Source organism: Inquilinus limosus DSM 16000, from assembly GCF_000423185.1.
In the GTDB taxonomy this organism is placed as follows: Bacteria; Pseudomonadota; Alphaproteobacteria; order DSM-16000; family Inquilinaceae; genus Inquilinus; species Inquilinus limosus.
Map to the genome: position 1 here is coordinate 26,681 of NZ_AUHM01000029.1, position 16,485 is coordinate 43,165.

Annotated in this window: 18 protein-coding genes and 1 tRNA gene; 12 read left to right on the plus strand and 7 right to left on the minus strand. The window is 70.7% G+C overall.

Annotated elements, in window-relative coordinates:
• Positions 1 to 18 precede the first annotated feature (18 nt).
• Positions 19 to 309, plus strand: a complete 291-nt coding sequence (locus tag G537_RS0121895) for a type II toxin-antitoxin system TacA family antitoxin (protein WP_026871939.1) — start codon at positions 19 to 21, stop codon at positions 307 to 309.
• Complete coding sequence (locus tag G537_RS0121900) at positions 306 to 797, plus strand: GNAT family N-acetyltransferase (protein WP_026871940.1); 492 nt, start codon at positions 306 to 308, stop codon at positions 795 to 797. Before G537_RS0121895 ends, G537_RS0121900 begins: the two co-directional genes overlap by 4 nt.
• Before the next feature lie 21 nt (positions 798 to 818).
• On the opposite strand, the gene G537_RS0121905 is transcribed toward G537_RS0121900, so the two are convergent.
• From G537_RS0121905 to G537_RS0121915, 3 genes are read right to left on the minus strand one after another with little or no spacing between them, the layout of a single operon-like run.
• On the minus strand, positions 819 to 1,658 hold the full coding sequence (locus G537_RS0121905) for a carbon-nitrogen hydrolase family protein (protein ID WP_026871941.1): 840 nt from the start codon (positions 1,656 to 1,658) through the stop codon (positions 819 to 821).
• Complete coding sequence (locus G537_RS39230) at positions 1,655 to 3,202, minus strand: ABC transporter substrate-binding protein (protein ID WP_051248843.1); 1,548 nt, start codon at positions 3,200 to 3,202, stop codon at positions 1,655 to 1,657. The genes G537_RS0121905 and G537_RS39230 overlap by 4 nt, the downstream gene beginning before the upstream one ends.
• A gap of 20 nt (positions 3,203 to 3,222) precedes the next feature.
• Positions 3,223 to 4,110 carry an alpha/beta hydrolase gene (locus tag G537_RS0121915; protein WP_051248845.1) on the minus strand — a complete coding sequence of 296 codons (888 nt, stop codon included), beginning with the start codon at positions 4,108 to 4,110 and terminating at the stop codon, positions 3,223 to 3,225.
• Between the two features lie 126 nt (positions 4,111 to 4,236).
• Between G537_RS0121915 and G537_RS0121920 the strand changes: the two genes are divergently transcribed.
• Positions 4,237 to 4,860, plus strand: a complete 624-nt coding sequence (locus G537_RS0121920; protein ID WP_081688968.1) for a GntR family transcriptional regulator — start codon at positions 4,237 to 4,239, stop codon at positions 4,858 to 4,860.
• Between the two features lie 76 nt (positions 4,861 to 4,936).
• Here G537_RS0121920 and G537_RS0121925 read toward each other — a convergent pair whose 3' ends face one another.
• The 4 genes from G537_RS0121925 to G537_RS0121940 form a co-directional block, all read right to left on the minus strand.
• The gene (locus G537_RS0121925; RefSeq protein WP_026871944.1) at positions 4,937 to 6,253 is read right to left on the minus strand and encodes a hypothetical protein; all 1,317 of its coding nucleotides are present in this window, start codon (positions 6,251 to 6,253) and stop codon (positions 4,937 to 4,939) included.
• A 9-nt stretch (positions 6,254 to 6,262) separates the two neighbouring features.
• Positions 6,263 to 6,784 carry a hypothetical protein gene (locus G537_RS39235; protein WP_026871945.1) on the minus strand — a complete coding sequence of 174 codons (522 nt, stop codon included), beginning with the start codon at positions 6,782 to 6,784 and terminating at the stop codon, positions 6,263 to 6,265.
• A gap of 275 nt (positions 6,785 to 7,059) precedes the next feature.
• Positions 7,060 to 7,135, minus strand: a tRNA-Ala gene (locus G537_RS0121935).
• A 131-nt stretch (positions 7,136 to 7,266) separates the two neighbouring features.
• Positions 7,267 to 7,734, minus strand: coding sequence for a TIGR02300 family protein (locus G537_RS0121940; protein ID WP_026871946.1), 468 nt, complete (start codon positions 7,732 to 7,734; stop codon positions 7,267 to 7,269).
• A 245-nt stretch (positions 7,735 to 7,979) separates the two neighbouring features.
• Here G537_RS0121940 and G537_RS0121945 point away from each other — a divergent pair, with 245 nt between their 5' ends.
• The 9 genes from G537_RS0121945 to G537_RS0121985 all read left to right on the plus strand — a co-directional run bounded on the left by G537_RS0121945 (position 7,980) and on the right by G537_RS0121985 (position 16,380).
• Positions 7,980 to 8,624: a (d)CMP kinase gene (locus G537_RS0121945; RefSeq protein ID WP_026871947.1), complete on the plus strand. Its 645-nt coding sequence runs from the start codon at positions 7,980 to 7,982 to the stop codon at positions 8,622 to 8,624.
• Between the two features lie 123 nt (positions 8,625 to 8,747).
• Positions 8,748 to 10,475, plus strand: a complete 1,728-nt coding sequence (gene rpsA / locus G537_RS0121950) for a 30S ribosomal protein S1 (protein ID WP_026871948.1) — start codon at positions 8,748 to 8,750, stop codon at positions 10,473 to 10,475.
• A gap of 197 nt (positions 10,476 to 10,672) precedes the next feature.
• Complete coding sequence (gene tcuC / locus G537_RS0121955; RefSeq protein ID WP_245579076.1) at positions 10,673 to 11,938, plus strand: MFS transporter; 1,266 nt, start codon at positions 10,673 to 10,675, stop codon at positions 11,936 to 11,938.
• A 148-nt stretch (positions 11,939 to 12,086) separates the two neighbouring features.
• Complete coding sequence (gene ihfB, locus G537_RS0121960; RefSeq protein ID WP_026871950.1) at positions 12,087 to 12,371, plus strand: integration host factor subunit beta; 285 nt, start codon at positions 12,087 to 12,089, stop codon at positions 12,369 to 12,371.
• 36 nt (positions 12,372 to 12,407) lie between these two features.
• The gene (locus G537_RS39240) at positions 12,408 to 12,767 is read left to right on the plus strand and encodes a lipopolysaccharide assembly protein LapA domain-containing protein (RefSeq protein ID WP_034852605.1); all 360 of its coding nucleotides are present in this window, start codon (positions 12,408 to 12,410) and stop codon (positions 12,765 to 12,767) included.
• Positions 12,768 to 12,777: 10 nt separating this feature from the next.
• Positions 12,778 to 13,725, plus strand: coding sequence for a bifunctional Delta(1)-pyrroline-2-carboxylate/Delta(1)-piperideine-2-carboxylate reductase (gene lhpI, locus G537_RS0121970; protein ID WP_026871951.1), 948 nt, complete (start codon positions 12,778 to 12,780; stop codon positions 13,723 to 13,725).
• Between the two features lie 137 nt (positions 13,726 to 13,862).
• Complete coding sequence (locus G537_RS39245) at positions 13,863 to 14,984, plus strand: NAD(P)/FAD-dependent oxidoreductase (RefSeq protein WP_034852607.1); 1,122 nt, start codon at positions 13,863 to 13,865, stop codon at positions 14,982 to 14,984.
• On the plus strand, positions 14,981 to 15,733 hold the full coding sequence (gene pyrF / locus G537_RS39250; protein ID WP_034852609.1) for an orotidine-5'-phosphate decarboxylase: 753 nt from the start codon (positions 14,981 to 14,983) through the stop codon (positions 15,731 to 15,733). The genes G537_RS39245 and pyrF overlap by 4 nt, the downstream gene beginning before the upstream one ends.
• Positions 15,730 to 16,380 carry a phosphoribosylanthranilate isomerase gene (locus G537_RS0121985; RefSeq protein ID WP_026871952.1) on the plus strand — a complete coding sequence of 217 codons (651 nt, stop codon included), beginning with the start codon at positions 15,730 to 15,732 and terminating at the stop codon, positions 16,378 to 16,380. The genes pyrF and G537_RS0121985 overlap by 4 nt, the downstream gene beginning before the upstream one ends.
• Positions 16,381 to 16,485 lie beyond the last annotated feature (105 nt).

Sequence of the window (16,485 nt, forward strand, 5' to 3'; positions counted from 1 at the left end):
AACCTAGGAGGTCGAGCCATGCCCACGCCGCGCGCCGCATCCAGTAAGCGTGAGACGCTGAACATCCGCATCAAGCCCGAGGAACGCAACCTGATCGACCGTGCCGCGAAAGCGCGGGGGAAGAACCGCACGGACTTCGTGCTGGACGCCGCGCGCGCGGCCGCCGAAGAGGCCCTGCTCGACCAGGCCGTTATTTCGGCCGGCCCGGAAGCCTATGCCGCATTCCTGGCTCGGCTGGATGTGCCGCCTCAGCCCAATGAGCGGCTGCGCAAGACGATGCAGATGAAGGCTCCCTGGGAGAAGGCATGACGGTTTCGGCGCCCGAGCCGCTGGCCCCGCATCATGATGTCGAAGCGTTCGGGTCGGGTGTCGAGAGCCTGGATGATTGGCTCAAGCGCCGGGCCCTGAAAAATCAGGCGACGGGCGCGTCCCGTACCTTCGTCGCCTGCGATGATCGCCGCGTGCTGGTGTACTACGCCCTGGCATCGAGTGCGATCACCATAGATGCCGCGCTCGGCCGCTTCCGCCGCAACATGCCGGATCCGATCCCCGTTGTTGTTCTCGGCCGGCTTGCCGTGGACCAATCCCAGCAGGGCCAGGGCCTGGGCCGCGCCTTGATGAGGGATGCGGGCCTGCGCGTCATCCAAGCCGCCGATACCATCGGGATTCGCGGGATGATCGTGCACGCCCTATCGGCGGAGGCCAAGGTCTTCTACGAGCGGATCGGCTTCGAGCCGTCGCCGCTCGATCCGATGACACTGATGGTCACGCTGGCCGACCTGAAGGCGAGTCTTTGACAGGCCGTCGGCAAGGTGGTGTCAGGCCGGAACGGCCCCGATAATCTCGAACGCCCGGTCGTGGCTCAGGCTCGGCAGGGCCGCGCGGGCGGCTCGGACACGGTCGAGGTCGAGATCGGCCATGACCGCTCCGACCTCGGTCCCGCCATCGGCCAGCACCTCGCCCCAGGGCGAGACGATCAGCGAATGGCCCCAGGTGCGGCGGCCGAGGTGATGCGTGCCGGTCTGGGCCGGGGCCAGGACGAAGCAGCCGGTTTCGATCGCACGCGCCCGCAGCAGCACCTCCCAATGGGCAGCGCCGGTGGCGCAGGCGAAGGCGGCGGGCACCGCCAGGATCTCCGCCCCCGTCTTGGCCAGGGCGCGGTGCAGCTGCGGGAAGCGCAGGTCGTAGCAGATGGTCAATCCCAGCCTGCCGCCGCCCGGCAGCGCCGCCACCACGCCGGCACCGCCGGGCGCGAACTGGGCGCTCTCCCGATGCACCTCGCCGTCCGGCAGGTCGGCGTCGTAGAGATGGATCTTGTCGTAGCGCGCCAGGATCGCGCCGTCGGGGCCGAGCAGGTAGGACCGGTTGGCGAAGCGCGGCCCGTCGGTGCGCACGACGGCGGAGCCGACCAGCAGCGTCACGCCGGTCTCCCGCGCCAGGGCTTGGTAACCGGCCAGCGCCTCGTGCCGCTCCTCCGGCTGCGTCCGCTCCCGCAGCAGCGCCGGGTCCTCGATGATCGCATCCGCCACCTCCGGCAGCGCCACCAGCGTCGCGCCGCGGCCGGCGGCGTCGCGGACCAGGGCGCCGGCGGCGGCGAGGTTGGGGCCGACATCCGGGCCGGCATTCAGCTGGATGCAGGCGGCGCGGATCACGGTCATCGCTTCACCCAGACGTTCCAGTAGCGGGGCGCGTCGGCCGGCCAGACCTTGAAGCCGCCGACCCGCTGGGCCACGGCGTAGTCGGAGGCGTGGAGATACAGGCTGGCGGCCGGCGCCTCCTCGGTGAACAGCCGGCCGATCTGGTCCAGGACCGACTGCATCTGCGCCCGGTCGGTGGTGGCGTTGGCCCGGGCCAGCAGGTCGATGGCGCGCGGATCCCTCCAGATCTTGCGGGGCTGCGGTCCGATGATCCGTTCCCACTGGCCCAGCGGGTCGAGCCGCGGCGAGTAGGAGAAGGACTGCATCTGGAACCTGCCGGTCTGATAGGCGTCGAGCTGGGCGGTCCATTCCAGCACCTCCAGCTCGACATTCATCCCGATGCTGCGCAGCATGTCCTGCATCAGCACGCCGCAGTCATACATCTCGGCGTAGCGCTTGTTTGCTGTCATCACGATGCGCTGGCCCTTGTACCCGGCCTCCGCCAGCAGGGCCTTGGCCCGCTCCGGATCATAGGGCAGGGCCTCGGTCTGGGCCTGGGAGTGGTAGGGGCTGAATTCGGGCACCGGCGTCGCCGAGAAGGTCGAGCCGCCGAAGGTGACGGCCTCGGTGATCGCGGCACGGTCCAGCGCCATCACGATCGCCTGCCGCACCCGCCTGTCCTTCAGGATCGGATCCTCGGACTGAAGGATCAGCGCCTCCCAGCCGGGCGTGATGCTGGACTGGACCGCGAGGGCCGGGTTGCCTTGCAACTGGATCCGGTCCTGCGATTCCAGCGGGGCCGTGTCCAGGGCGCCGGCCTGCAGCGCCGTCAGCTTCGCCGCCGCATCGGGCATGATGTTGAAGCGGACATTGTCGACGAACACCTCCTTGCGGCCGACATAGCCGCTCATGGCGTCGTCGCGCGGGGTGTAGCCGTCGAACCGGGTCAGCTCGATATGTTGGCCGGGGCGCCACTCCGACAGGATGAAGGGGCCGGTGCCGACCGGCTTGTCCCAGCTGCCGTCCGGCTTCACCGAGGCCGGGTGCAGCACCGGCGTGCCGCCGCAATCCATCCGCGCCAGGTTGTACAGGAAGCCGGCGCTCGGCCGGTCCAGGACATAGACCACGGTGTCCGCGTCGGGGGTGGCGACGCTCTCGACCTTCAGCCCGTTGTCGCCGGTGTAGACGTCGCGGCAGCGCCATTTGGTGGCCGGGTCCATCAGCCGGTCCCAGGACCATTTCACCTCGGCCGAGGTCATGGTCGCGCCGTTCTGGAACTTCACTCCGCGGCGCAGATGGAAGGTGTAGGTCCTGCCGTCCGGCGACACCTCCCAGCGCTCGGCCAGCATCGGCCCGACCTCCAGGTCCTCGCGGAACCCGACCAGCCCCTCGACGATGTGCTGGTGCACGATGTCGGTGGCGCCGTCGCGGTCGACGCCGGGGTTGGTGCTGCGGATATCGGCCGACAGCACGGTGTTGATGGTGCCGCCGCGCTGCGGCGTCTCGGCCGCGACGGCGGGGAAGGCCGCCAGCGCCGCCGCTCCCAGAAGCATGAGCCGGTTCATTCTGCCCCCTGTCGTTATGGTCATGCACCGAAGGCCGGTGCCCGGCCGGGGCCGAGCACCTGGTGGAAGAAATCCCGGGCGCGGTCCGCCACCGCCGCGAAATCGTGGGCGGCGCCGGGAATGATGTCGTGCCGGACGGCCAGCCCATGCGCCTGCAGGTTGCGGCGCAGGCTGGTCAGCCGGGCGATCCGGTTGGCCCCGGCCCGGTTGGCGTCCGTCTGCCAGTGCCGGCTGCCCGGCCGATGGGTGATCGAGGCCGTCTCCAGGTCGGCGTCGCCCACCGCCAGATGCACCGGCACCCGGCGCAAGGCGTCCAGGTCGGGGGCGCGGCCGAACAGCCGCTCCATGTCCCGCGTGCCCACCCACCAGCCGCGCTTCGGGTCGATCAGCGTGACCGACCCCGGGGCGCCGATCGAGACGGCGCGCAGCCGCTCCGGATGCAGGTACAGGAAGCGGTGGGCGAAATGGCCGCCGCCGGAGAAGCCGAACAGGCAGAAGCGGTCGAAGCCGAGCCCGGTGCGCGCCTCGGCCTCCGCCACCATGGTCAGCAGCAGCCGGTCGTACCGGATGCCGCCCTCGGCCAGGTATTTGTAGCCGTCCTCGTTGCCGTCGCCGAGCGGGTCGGCCGGAAACAGCGGCGCCAGGACGGCGGCGCCGTGCCAGCGGGCGAATTCGGCGAAAGCGTCGCGGGCGGTCTGCACCGCCCGGGTGCTGTCGTGCACCGCGACCAGCAACGGCACCCGGGCTGGGGCGTCGCGCAGCCGCGGCGGGATCATGAGGCTGTAGGAGAAGCGCGGATCGGCCCGGCAGGCGAGGAGGGGCGTGGTGCCGGGGCGATGAACCGGCCTCGCCGCCGTGGCGGCAGGGGCCGCTTCGAGATCCGTCTTCGCCACGCCGCCATCCGCCATTGGGCTTCTCCAAAATTGGCGCCAATTTTTTCGTGACGATAAACGTCAAAATCGCAGGCGGCAAGCCGGCATGCTACAAGGCTGCAAGCGCGTCGGGCGCGGGCGGGAACGAGACACCGAAGGGCGATGAAGCGAAAGGGCATGGACCGGGGCCGGGTCGAGACGCTGGCCGAGGCGATCCGGGACGACATCCTCTACGGCGTCTATAGGGCCGGGGAGTGGCTGAAGCAGATCGATCTGCAGGAGCGCTATGAGGCCAACCGCTTCGAGGTGCGGCAGGCGCTGGTCGAGCTGAAGAACCGGAGGCTGGTCGAGCACAAGGTGAACAGCGGCTTCCGCGTCGCCGCGCCCGACCCGCAGGAGCTGGTGCATCTGAAGGCGGTGCGGACGATCCTCGAGACCGGCGCGGCGGAGCCGGTGGTGGCGCAGGCGACGGCGGCCGACCTGGCCGAGCTCGACGACCTCGCCGCGCGGTTCGAACAGGCGATCGAGACCGGCGATCCGCCGACCCGGACCGAGCTGAACTACGCCTTCCACCGCCGGCTCTACGACATCGCCGGCAACCCGGTGCTGGCCGGGCTGATCCACGACATGCGCGAGCGCGGCCAGTCCGGCACCACCGGCCGCTGGTTCACCCTGGCCGGGCTGCGCCTCAGCGCGCAGGAGCACCACGCCATGATCGCGGCGATCCGCGCCCGCGACGCAACGGCGCTGCGCGAGGTGATCGACCGGCACATCAACCGGAAGTGACAGCGCAAGTCGTGACCCCGCCGGTCTGCGGCCATACGCCGCAGGTCGGCGGGTCGGGGGAGCGTGCGCCGCGCGGCTACGGCGTGGTGCCCGTGCCCTCGGCGGGAGGCGCCGCCGGCGACGACGGGGCGGGCAGGGGCCGCGACGGCTTGGCCCGGGTCAGCAGCAGCTCGTAGTCGCTCTGGGCGGCGGTGATTTGCGGCGCTGCCGGAGCAGCCGGCTGCGCCGCCGCCGGAGAGATTGCCGGCTGGCCGGGCTGCGGCGCGCCGGCGGCCCCGGCCGGGGCCAGCCCTGCGGCGGGGGCTGCGGCCGGCGGCTCGCTTCCCAGCGGCCGCGACGGTTTGGCGCGCGACCGCAGCATCTCATAGACCGGGTCGTTGGCCTGGGTGGTCTGGGGCGCCGCCGAAGCCGCCGGCTGCGGCGCCGCCGGCGATGCGGTGATGGCCGGCTGGCCGGGCTGCGGCGAGCCGGGTGCCCCGGCCGCGGCCGGCCCGGCGAAGGCGGCCGGCGGCGGCTCGGTTCCCAGCGGCCGCGACGGCTTGGCGCGCGCCCGCAACGCCTCGTAGACCGGGTCGACCTGGGTGGTGGTCGTCTCCGGCGCAGCCGGCTGCGGCGCCGCCGATGCCGGGGCAGCGGGCGGCTGACCGGGCTGCGGCGCCGCGCCCGTCTCGGCCGGTGTCGCGGTCGCCGGCTCGAGCCCCAGCGGCCGTGACGGCTTGGCCCGCGCCAGCAGCGACTCGTAGAGCGACGCCGTTCCCGGAGCGCCAGGCGGCACGGCCGACGCCGTGACGATCTCCGGCTGCAGCGGGCCGCCGGGACCGGCCGCCGGCGCGGAGGGCGCCGCCTGTGCGATCGCCGCCTCGGCCGACAGCGCCGCGGAGGGCGCGGTCGAGCCGCCGCTGATCGTATCGACGACACCGGACACCGATGCGATCAGGCCGCCCAGGTCGCGGACGGCCTCGGCCTGCTCCGGCACACCCCTGACGACGCGGCGGTTCGTCGGGGTCCGCGTCCGGGTCAGGGCCAGTTCGATCTGGTCCTGGGCCTGGCGCAGCGCGGCATACTGCTCCGGATTGGCGCGGCGCCCGCCGCGCTCATCGAGCTCCTGCCGCGCATCGACGATCTGCTGCTTGAGCTTCGTCAGGCGCTGACGGGCGGTCTCGACCGCCAGATCCAGCGTCGACCGCGTCGTCTCGACCTTGCGGGCCAGAAGGCTGGCCGAGGTGGAGGCGTCGGCGACCTCCGTGCCCGCGGGCCCCGCCGGCTCCGCGCTGCCCGCGCCTTCGTCCGGCAGCTTGGCGAATTCGGGGAAGGGCTTCTGCCGGGGGAGATCGGAGCAGCCCGCGGCCAGGAGCGCCAGAAGCACCGCCGAATGTATGGTCTTGGCTGACATGACGTTCCCTCACCAGGTCGGGGGAAATTCGCTGATCACGAGCACCGCCGGAACGGGACGGGACGAGGTGTCGACCGCCGCCACCCAGACGGCGTATGTGCCGTCCGCCGGCCTCTGGAAGGTGACCGCCGGATTGATGCCCCCGGCGTCGGTGTCGTCGGCGCAGACCCATGTCCCCTGCGGCGTGTGGATGACCAGGGCGATGTCGGAGCCTGCGGCCGCATAGATGCTCAAGGGGCGCTGGCCGCCCTCGAACTCGATCTTCGCATCGGGCTGGGTGGGGGTGATGTTGCCGATGCAATCCTGGCCGAGCGCGGTGGCGGAATATCGCCCGCCGGCGATGATGCCGATCGGGTAAGGATCGACCGGAAAGCCGCCGTTCAGGGAAACCGTCGCATAGGCGGGCCGCGCATCGGGATCGGGTTGGCCGGGCGATGGGGCCGTCGCCACCGTCTGCGCGGCGGCCTGGGCCGATATTGCCAACCAGGCCGCGATGATCGCGCTGCCCGAGGTCGTTCTGCGGTTGGGCATCAATTCCCTCCCCCTGCGGCTGGCCAATAGAGCAGCTCAGAATCGCCAATGGATTGGGAATATTTGGTTTGAATGCCTTCGGTCAATCGTTCTTCGGTGATCTTTTCATCCGGACGGTCGATCGGCGGACCGGAATTGCCTCCTCGTCGGATATGAAAGTCGTGAGCATCGCCGAAGAAAATGCGGCCTCGCGCCCGAGGATCGGTCGAGGCAAGAGGCCGTCGCAGGCATAAGAACCAAAAAGCCCGGCCATTTCTGGCCGGGCTTTTTGGTTTTGGTGGAGCCAAGGAGGATCGAACTCCTGACCTCTACAATGCCATTGTAGCGCTCTCCCAGCTGAGCTATGGCCCCGAAACTCTGGGCGACGCACCGTCCGGCGTGTTTTCCGGGGGGCGTCGGCGGGGGCGGATATTATTCAACCGCCCCGCCTATGCAAGAGGTTTTTTTGCGGGAATTTTTCAGTCCCGCAATCGGCCCCGCGATCAGCGGTTCCGCTCCTCGTCCTCCTCGATGTCGACGTCGACATCCTCCTCGCCGAGGTCGTCGGTGTCCTCGATCAGGACGTCCTCGTCCTCGCCGAGATCCTCCTCGGTGTCGAACTCGTCGGCCGGAGCCTTCTCCTTGCCGGGGACCTCCTCGTCGTCCTCGTCGGCCAGGGCCTCGTCGAGGTCGCCCTCGTCGAGCACCTCGACCTCCTCGACCGCTTCCTCCTCCTCGGCCGTCTCCTCGGTCTCGTCCTCGAGCAGGGCGTCGGAATCCTCATCGACGGCCCGCACCTTCTCGACCGGCTCGTCGACGATGGTCGGGCGCGACCGGCGCGACTTCAGGAACGCCTCCGGGTCGAACTCGGTGCCGCATTTCGGGCAGATGATCGGGTCGCGCTGCAGATCGTAGTAGCGGGCCCCGCAATTGTGGCAGATGCGCTTGGCGCCCCATTCAGGTTTCGCCACGCCGAGCCTCCTCGGGTCATGTCGGGATAGAAGCGCGCCATCTGCCATGGCCGGGGCCGGCTGTCAAAAACAAAAAGCCGTTCCCGGCGCGGGTCGCCGTTCCACCATCCTCCCGGCCATGCTATCAGCCCGCGGTTCGGCAGTTCTCGCCACGGGGCGCAACCCGGGGCCGGTGATGGGATGGTCGCCTTGCAACTCGTGATTTTCCGCCCGAAGGGGCCGCTCGGCGCCCGAGGCCCGGCGGCATGACCGTGATCGCCATCGACGGCACCGCCGCCTCGGGCAAGGGCACGCTGGCCCGCCGGCTGGCGGCCGCCTACGGCTTCGACCATCTCGACACCGGCCTGCTGTACCGTGCCGTCGGCATCGCCGTGCTGCGCGCCGGCGGCGATCCGGACGACCCGATCGCCGGCCTCGCCGCGGTGCTGGCGCTGGATCCGGCCGCGCTCGGCGATCCGGAACTGCGCGGCGATGTCGCGGCCCAGGCGGCCAGCCGGGTGTCGGCCATCCCCGGGGTTCGCACGGCGCTGCTCGACTTCCAGCGCCGCTTTGCCGCCCGCCGGCCGGGGGCGGTGCTCGACGGCCGCGACATCGGCACCGTGATCTGCCCGGACGCCCCGGCCAAGATCTTCGTCACCGCCACGCTGGAAGCCCGCGCGATGCGCCGGTGGAAGGAGTTGCGGGAGCGCGGCCTCCGGTCTATATACGACGAGGTCCTCGACGACCTGAGACAGAGAGACGAGCGCGACCGTCGCCGCGCCGTGGCCCCACTGGTCCCGGCGAGCGACGCTTTTCTGTTGGATACGAGCCAGCTGACGGCGGACGAGGTGTTCGACCAGGCCCTGGCTTACGTGTCCCGCCGGATCGGCCCCCCGCGCGACGCCGTCTGACCCTCGGGCCGCCGTCGATCGAAAGATGGAGATACGGGCATCGGGCCCGGCCCGGCCATCGCGCTCTCCCAGGCGGGACGACCCGCCGGCGCGGCGGCCGGTTTGTCTCTAACGGGAGTTTTCATGGCTACAAGTTCCGCCGCCGTCAAATCGACCGAGAAGGAAAGCTTCGCCGCCCTTCTCGAGGAGTCGCTCGGCCAGTCCGAGAGCTTCGAGGGTACCGTCGTCAAGGGTCGGGTGGTCTCGATCGACAACGACATGGTGCTGATCGATGTGGGGCTGAAGTCCGAGGGGCGCGTGGCGCTCAAGGAATTCGCCGTCCCGGGCCAGCCCGCCACGCTCGCCGCGGGCGACACCGTCGAGGTGTTCATCGAGCGCATGGAGGACAAGAACGGCGAGGCCGTCCTGTCCCGCGAGAAGGCCAAGCGTGAGGAGGCCTGGACCGCGCTCGAGAAGTCGTTCACCGATCAGCTGCGTGTCACCGGCGTGATCTTCGGCAAGGTCAAGGGCGGCTTCACCGTCGACCTGAACGGCGCCGTCGCCTTCCTGCCGGGCAGCCAGGTCGACATCCGGCCGGTGCGCGACATCAGCCCGCTGATGGGCACGCCGCAGCCGTTCCAGATCCTCAAGATGGACCGCTCGCGCGGCAACATCGTGGTCTCGCGCCGCGCCGTGCTCGAGGAGAGCCGCGCCGAGGCCCGCTCCGAGCTGGTCGCCAACCTCAAGGAAGGCCAGGTCCTCGAGGGCGTGGTCAAGAACATCACCGACTACGGCGCCTTCGTCGATCTCGGCGGCGTCGACGGCCTGCTGCACGTCACCGACATCGCGTGGCGCCGCATCAACCACCCGTCCGAGGCGCTGCAGATCGGCCAGGCCGTCAAGGTCCAGGTCGTCCGCTTCAACCCGGAGACCCAGCGCATCAGCCTCGGCATGAAGCAGCTCGAGGCCGATCCGTGGGAGGGCGTGGTCGCCAAGTACCCGGCGGGTGCCCGCTTCCGGGGCCGCGTGACCAACATCACCGACTACGGCGCCTTCGTCGAGCTGGAGCCGGGCATCGAAGGCCTAGTCCATGTCTCGGAGATGAGCTGGACCAAGAAGAACGTCCATCCGGGCAAGATCGTCTCCACCTCCCAGGAGGTCGAGGTGATGGTGCTCGATGTCGATCCGGTGAAGCGCCGCATCAGCCTCGGTCTGAAGCAGTGCCTGCCGAACCCGTGGGAGGTGTTCGCCGAGAAGTACCCGGCCGGCACCGAGCTCGAGGGCGAGGTCAAGAACATCACCGAATTCGGTCTGTTCGTCGGCCTGCCGGGCGAGATCGACGGCATGGTCCACCTCTCCGACATCGCCTGGGACCGCCCGGGCGAAGAGGCGATCCAGGACTTCAAGAAGGGCGACCAGGTCAAGGTCAAGGTCCTCGACGTCGACGTCGAGAAGGAGCGCATCAGCCTCGGCATGAAGCAGCTCACCGAGGACACCTTCGAGAAGGCCACCGCCGGCGGCGGCCTGCGCAAGGGTGAGATCGTCACCGGCACGGTCACGGAAGTGAACGACGGCGGTGTCGAGGTCTCGGTCGGCGACGGCCTGGTCGGCTTCATCCGCAAGTCCGACCTGTCGCGCGACCGGTCGGAGCAGCGCCCGGACCGCTTCGCCGTCGGCGACAAGGTCGACGCCAAGGTGATGCAGGTCGACCGCGCCGCCCGCAAGGTGCAGCTCTCGATCAAGGCCAAGGAAGTCGACGAGGAGAAGCAGGCGATGGCGGAGTACGGCTCGTCCGACTCCGGCGCCTCGCTCGGCGACATCCTCGGCGCCGCGCTGCGCAAGGCGCGCGAGAGCTCGGGCGAAGAGAAGTAAGCCAAGGCCCCACGGCCTCGGCCGGGCCCGCCTCCGCAAGGAGGCGGGCCTTTTCTTTTGGGCACTCCCGGTCCCCGCCATCTCGGCATTGACAAGCCGGCTCGGTTGGTCGAGGGACGGGGCGGGGAGAGAGTGCGCCGGTTCCGATTCAGAAAGGCCCATCCATGACCGCAGCCGCGACTCCCCGATCGAAGGCCATGGCCGTCCTCCGCGTCTCCAGCGGCAACTTCCTGGAGATGTACGACTTCATGGTCTACGGCTACTACGCCGCGTTCATCGCCAAGACGTTCTTCCCGACCGGCAGCGACTTCCTCTCGCTGATGCTGTCGCTCGCCACCTTCGGGGCGGGGTTCCTGATGCGGCCGCTGGGCGCCCTGGTGCTCGGCGCCTATATCGACCGGCATGGCCGCCGCGCCGGCCTGCTGCTGACGCTCGGGCTGATGGCGGTCGGCACCCTGACCATCGGCCTGATGCCGGGCTATGAGACGATCGGCCTGCTGGCGCCGGTGCTGGTGGTGGTCGGCCGGCTGCTGCAGGGCTTCTCGGCCGGGGTCGAGCTCGGCGGCGTCTCGGTCTATCTGGCCGAGATCGCGACGCCGGGACACAAGGGCTTCTACACGGCCTGGCAGTCCGGCAGCCAGCAGGTCGCGGTGGTGGTCGCGGCCCTCCTTGGCGTGCTCCTCAGCACGCTGCTGCCGCCGGAAGAGGTCGCCCTGTGGGGCTGGCGGGTGCCGCTCCTGGTCGGCTGCCTGATCGTGCCGCTGATCTTCCTGCTGCGCCGCTCGCTGCAGGAGACCGAGGCCTTCCAGGCCCGGGCGCACCGGCGGCCGAGCGTGGGGCAGATCCTGCGCTCCCTGGCCGACAACTGGGGCGTCGTCCTGCTGGGCATGATGCTGGTGACGATGACCACGGTCAGCTTCTATCTGATCACCGCCTACACCCCGACCTTCGGCAACCAGGCGCTGCACCTGGCCAGCATCGACAGCCTGGCGGTGACGCTGTGCGTCGGCATCACCAATCTGATCTGGCTGCCGCTCTCGGGCGCGCTGTCCGACCGCATCGGCCGCACCCCGATCCTGGTCGCCTGCACCGTGCTGATGCTGGTCACCGCCTATCCGGCCATGCTGTGGCTGGTCTCCGCCCCGTCCTTCGGACGGCTGCTGGAGGTCGAGCTGTGGCTGTCCTTCCTCTATGGCAGCTACAACGGCGCGATGATCCCGTTCCTGACGGAGATCATGCCGGAGGATGTGCGCACCAGCGGCTTCTCCCTGGCCTACAGCCTGGCGACCGCGACCTTCGGCGGCTTCACCCCGGCGGTCTGCACCTGGCTGATCCACGCCACCGGCAATTCGGCGATGCCGGGCCTGTGGGTGTCCTTCGCCGCGCTGTGCGGCCTGGTCGCGACCCTGCTGGTGGTCCGCGGCCGTCGCGGCACGGCCCCGGAGATGCGCCCGGCAGAATGACCGTCTGCGCCGGAAATCCCTTTGTCCAGAAGCACTTGTCCTTGCGCTCGCGCGACCGTGCTGGCACCATCCGGCTGCCGCCAAACTCGAGCGAGGCGACGCGGCCACCCGTGTCGACAACAAGGCGGCGGACAGGGATTCGGGAGACATGACCAAGTCCGAACTGATCATGCGGCTTGCCGAGCGCAATCCGCACCTCTACCAGCGTGACGTCGAACGCATCGTCACCACCATCTTCGACCGCATCACCCAGGCGCTGGCGGAAGGCCAGCGGGTCGAGCTGCGCGGCTTCGGCGCCTTCTCGGTGAAGCGCCGCGACGCCCGGACCGGGCGCAACCCGCGCACCGGCGTGGCGGTCGACGTGGCGGAGAAGCTGGTGCCATTCTTCAAGACCGGCAAGCAGCTGCGCGAGCGGCTGAACACCGATGACTGACGGGCCCCGCCGCCCGGCCACCACGAGGGATCGCGCGTGCGCTACATCGCCTGGATCGTCACCATCCCCTTCGCCCTCCTCTTGCTGTCCTTCGCGATCAGCAACCGCGAGGCGGTGACGCTCGGCCTCTGGCCGCTGCCGTTCCAGACCGAGGCGCCGCTCTATCTGGTGGCGCTGCTGCCGCTCCTGGCCGGGGTCCTGATCGGCGGCCTGGTCGTCTGGTTCGGCCGCTTCGCCACCGGCCTGCGCATGCGCCGGCTGGAGACCAGGCTGGCCGCGACCCAGAAGGACCTGGAAGGGCTGAAGGCGCGGCAGCGCCCCGGCGTCCCGGCCACCGCCAACCGCAACGGCGAGCCGGCGCGCCCGGCCCTGCCTGCCGCCGGCCAGTCCCGCTGAAGACATCATCATGCTTGCCATCGACGCTGCCGCCCTCGACCGGGCGATCGACACGCGCGCCCTGATCGAGGCGCTGCGCCAGGCCTTCCGCCGCGATGTGGAGGCGCCGCTGCGCCATCACCACACCGTGCCGACGGCGGCCGGCGACGCGACGCTGCTGATCATGCCGGCCTGGGAGCGGGAGCAGGCGATCGGCATCAAGCTGGTGTCGCTGATGCCGGGCAATCCGGCCAAGGACCTGCCCTTCATCGTCGGCTCCTACCTGCTGCTCGACGGCGCCACCGGCGTGCCGCGGGCGATCATGGACGGGCCGACCCTGACCAACCGCCGCACCGCCGCGGCCTCGGCCCTGGCCGCCGACTACCTCGCCCGGCCGGACGCGTCGCGCATGGTGATGGTCGGGGCCGGCGCGCTGGCGCCGCATTTCATCCGCGCCCATGCCGCGGTCCGCCCGCTGACCGATATCGCCATCTGGGCCCGGCGGCCGGAACAGGCGGCGGAGCTGGCCGGGCGGTTGGCGGCGGAGGGCCTGCCGGTCCGCGCCGCGACGGATCTGGAAGCCGCAATCCGCGACGCCGACCTCGTCTCCTGCGCCACCCAGTCGCGCGAGCCGATCGTGCGCGGCGCTTGGCTGAAGCCCGGCACCCATCTCGACCTCGCCGGCGCCTATCTGCCGGCAATGCGCGAAAGCGACGACGAGGCGGTGCATCGTGCCCGGATCTTCGTCGACACCCGCGCCGGCGCCCTGGCCGAGGCCGGCGACCTGCTGCAGCCGATCCGGGCCGGGGTGATCGGCGAGGATGCGATCCTGGCCGACCTGCACGACCTGACGCGCGGCACCGCGCCGGGCCGCCGCGCGCCGGAGGAGATCACGCTGTTCAAGTCGGTCGGCACCGCGCTGGAGGACCTCGCCGCCGCCCGCCTGGCGGTCGAGACCCTGGAACGGCAGGGAGCTTAGCGAGCCTCTCTTTCTGTCATTGCCGGGCTTGACCCGGCAGTCCAGAGGGTGTCGACAGTCTCTGGATGCCCGGGTCAAGCCCGGGCATGACAGTGAAATAGGGGCGTGCATTCGCTCGAACGCGGGGACCGTCACACATGACCAGCATCGTCGTCGGCGCCGGGGTGATGGGGCTCGCCGCCGCCTGGCATCTCGCCCGGGCCGGAGAGGCCGTGACGGTGCTGGAGCAGGGGCCGATCCCGAACCCGCTGGCCGCTTCCTGGGACAGCCACCGGCTGATCCGCGCCCTCTACCCCGGCTCGCCCGGCTACACCCGCATGGCGCTCGACGCCTACGCCGCCTGGGACGAGGTCTGGGCCGCCGCCGGCGTGCGCCACTACGAGAATTGCGGCTCGATCGCCTTCAGCCGGGCCGAGGGCGACTGGGCCGATGGCTGCCGCGCCCCGCTCGACTCGCTCGGCGCCGCCTATGAGCTGCTGCCGCCGGAAGAGCTGGCGCGCCGCTTCCCCTTCCTGATCCCGGACGGCATCCGCTGGGGTCTGTTCATGCCCGAGGGCGGCGTGCTGTTCGCCGACCGGATCGTCTCCACCCTGGCCGGGCTCTGCCGCGCCGCCGGGGTGGCGCTGCGGCCCGAAGCGCCGGTCCGATCGGTCGATGCCGATGCCGGCACCGTCACCTTGGCCTCGGGCGAGGTGCTGCAGGCCGATTCGGTGGTGGTCACAGCCGGCGCCTGGGTCGGTGGGTTGTTCCCGGACCTGGCCGGGCGCCTCACCCCTTACCGTCAGCTCGTGGTCTATCTCGACCCGCCGGCGGAGCACGCCGCCGCCTGGGCCGCGGCGCCGGGCATCATCGATTGCGGCTTTCCGGACGACCATTGGGCGATCCCGCCGGTCGGCGGCACCCGGCTGAAGATCGGCGTCGGCGCCTGGAAGCGGCGGGCCGATCCCGAATCCGACCACGCCGCCGCGGCGGGGGAGGCGGAGGCGTTCCGCGAGCGCTACCGGCCGGTGCTGCACGACCTCGACCACTACCGCATTCTCGAAGCCCGCACCTGCCGCTATATCTTCACCGCGGACAGCCGCTTCGTGCTGGAGCGGCGCGGCCGGGCCTGGCTGGTCAGCCCCTGCTCGGGCCACGGCTTCAAGTTCGGGGCGCTGATCGGCCGGGCGGTGGCCGACGGCGTGCTCGGCCGGCGTGCCGCCGACGAGCTGAGATCCTGGGCGGCCGGGCACCTGCCGGCGGAGGGAGTGCGAGCATGACCACGAATCCTGTCTACGTCGCCATCGACGCGCCGACCCTGGACGAGGCGAAGCGGCTGACCGGCCTGGTCGCGGGCGCGGTCGGCGGCATCAAGCTCGGCCTCGAATTCTTCATGGCGGCGGGGCCGGAGGGGGTTCGGGCCGCGCGGCCCACCGGCGTGCCGCTGTTCCTCGATATCAAGCTGCACGACATCCCGAACACCGTGGCCGGCGCCATCCGCTCGGTGGTGCCGCTGTCCCCGACCTACATCACCATCCACGCCTCCGGCGGCCGGGCGATGATGCAGGCTGCGGCCGAGGCCGCGGGGAGCGAGGCGGAGAAGCTGGGTGTTCCCCGGCCGAAGCTGCTCGGTGTCACCGTGCTGACCAGCCTCGACGTCGCCGATCTCGAGGCGGTGGGGCAGGGGATGGAGGTTTCGGCCCAGGTCGAGCGCCTGGCCCGGCTGGCCGAATCGAGCGGCCTCGACGGCGTCATCTGCTCGCCGCGGGAGATCGCGCGGCTGCGCCGGGTGCTGAAGCCGGACTCGGTGCTGATGGTCCCCGGCATCCGCCCGGCCGGGTCGGATGTCGGCGACCAGAAGCGGGTGATGACGCCGAAGGAGGCGATGGAGGCCGGGGCCACCCATCTCGTCATCGGCCGGCCGATCACCGCCGCCGCCGACCCGGCCGCCGCGGCGCGCGCGATTGCCGCGGATCTCGGCCTGGCGCTTGATGCTGGGGGGGCGGCTCCCCAGACTCCTGTGCCATGACGATCGAGACCAAGATCTGCGGCATCCGCACGCCCGAGGTGCTGGAGGCTGCGGCGAAGCACGGGGCCCGCTGGATCGGCTTCAACTTCTACCCGCCCAGCCCGCGCTCGGTGGCGCCGGATCTCGGCGCCGAGCTGGCGCGCATGGTGCCCACCGGGCTGCGCAGCGTCGGCCTGTTCGTCGACCCGACCGAGGACGAGCTCGGCTCCGTGCTCGGCCGGGTGCCGCTCGACATGATCCAGCTGCACGGGTCCGAGACGCCGGAACGGGTGGCCGAGATCCGCGGCCGCTGGGCGATGCCGGTGATGAAGGCGGTCAAGATCGCGACGGTCGAGGATCTGGCGGCGGTCGCGGCCTACGAGGCGGTGACCGACTGGCTGTTGTTCGACGCCAAGCCGCCGAAGGGCGTCGCCTCTCTGCCCGGCGGCAACGGCCTGGCCTTCGACTGGTCGATCCTGTCCGGCCGGACCTGGTCGAAGCCCTGGATGCTGGCCGGCGGCCTGACCGAGGCCAATGTCGCCGAGGCCGTCGCCCGCACCGGCGCCGTCACGGTCGACGTTTCCTCCAGCATCGAGGAGCGCCCCGGCCACAAGACGCCGGAGCGGGTGGAGCGCTTCCTCGCCGCCGTGCGGGCGGTCGGGCAGTAGCTCGAGACGCCGTCGCACCATCGTCGCCGTCACACCATCGTCATTGCGAGCGCAGCGAAGCAATCCAGGGCCATTTGCGCCGGCCCCTGGATTGCTTCGTCGCTT

Bases quoted from the DNA above. Each gene is read 5' to 3' on its own strand.
- rpsA (WP_026871948.1), top strand. From the start codon at position 8,748: ATGGCTACAAGTTCCGCCGCCGTCAAATCGACCGAGAAGGAAAGCTTC.
- G537_RS0121915 (WP_051248845.1), bottom strand. From the start codon at position 4,110: ATGGCGGATGGCGGCGTGGCGAAGACGGATCTCGAAGCGGCCCCTGCC.
- G537_RS39230 (WP_051248843.1), bottom strand. From the start codon at position 3,202: ATGAACCGGCTCATGCTTCTGGGAGCGGCGGCGCTGGCGGCCTTCCCC.
- G537_RS0121905 (WP_026871941.1), bottom strand. From the start codon at position 1,658: ATGACCGTGATCCGCGCCGCCTGCATCCAGCTGAATGCCGGCCCGGAT.
- tcuC (WP_245579076.1), top strand. From the start codon at position 10,673: ATGGCCGTCCTCCGCGTCTCCAGCGGCAACTTCCTGGAGATGTACGAC.
- G537_RS0121895 (WP_026871939.1), top strand. From the start codon at position 19: ATGCCCACGCCGCGCGCCGCATCCAGTAAGCGTGAGACGCTGAACATC.
- G537_RS0121945 (WP_026871947.1), top strand. From the start codon at position 7,980: ATGACCGTGATCGCCATCGACGGCACCGCCGCCTCGGGCAAGGGCACG.
- G537_RS0121925 (WP_026871944.1), bottom strand. From the start codon at position 6,253: ATGTCAGCCAAGACCATACATTCGGCGGTGCTTCTGGCGCTCCTGGCC.
- G537_RS39245 (WP_034852607.1), top strand. From the start codon at position 13,863: ATGACCAGCATCGTCGTCGGCGCCGGGGTGATGGGGCTCGCCGCCGCC.
- G537_RS0121900 (WP_026871940.1), top strand. From the start codon at position 306: ATGACGGTTTCGGCGCCCGAGCCGCTGGCCCCGCATCATGATGTCGAA.
- lhpI (WP_026871951.1), top strand. From the start codon at position 12,778: ATGCTTGCCATCGACGCTGCCGCCCTCGACCGGGCGATCGACACGCGC.
- ihfB (WP_026871950.1), top strand. From the start codon at position 12,087: ATGACCAAGTCCGAACTGATCATGCGGCTTGCCGAGCGCAATCCGCAC.
- pyrF (WP_034852609.1), top strand. From the start codon at position 14,981: ATGACCACGAATCCTGTCTACGTCGCCATCGACGCGCCGACCCTGGAC.
- G537_RS39235 (WP_026871945.1), bottom strand. From the start codon at position 6,784: ATGCCCAACCGCAGAACGACCTCGGGCAGCGCGATCATCGCGGCCTGG.
- G537_RS0121985 (WP_026871952.1), top strand. From the start codon at position 15,730: ATGACGATCGAGACCAAGATCTGCGGCATCCGCACGCCCGAGGTGCTG.
- G537_RS0121920 (WP_081688968.1), top strand. From the start codon at position 4,237: ATGAAGCGAAAGGGCATGGACCGGGGCCGGGTCGAGACGCTGGCCGAG.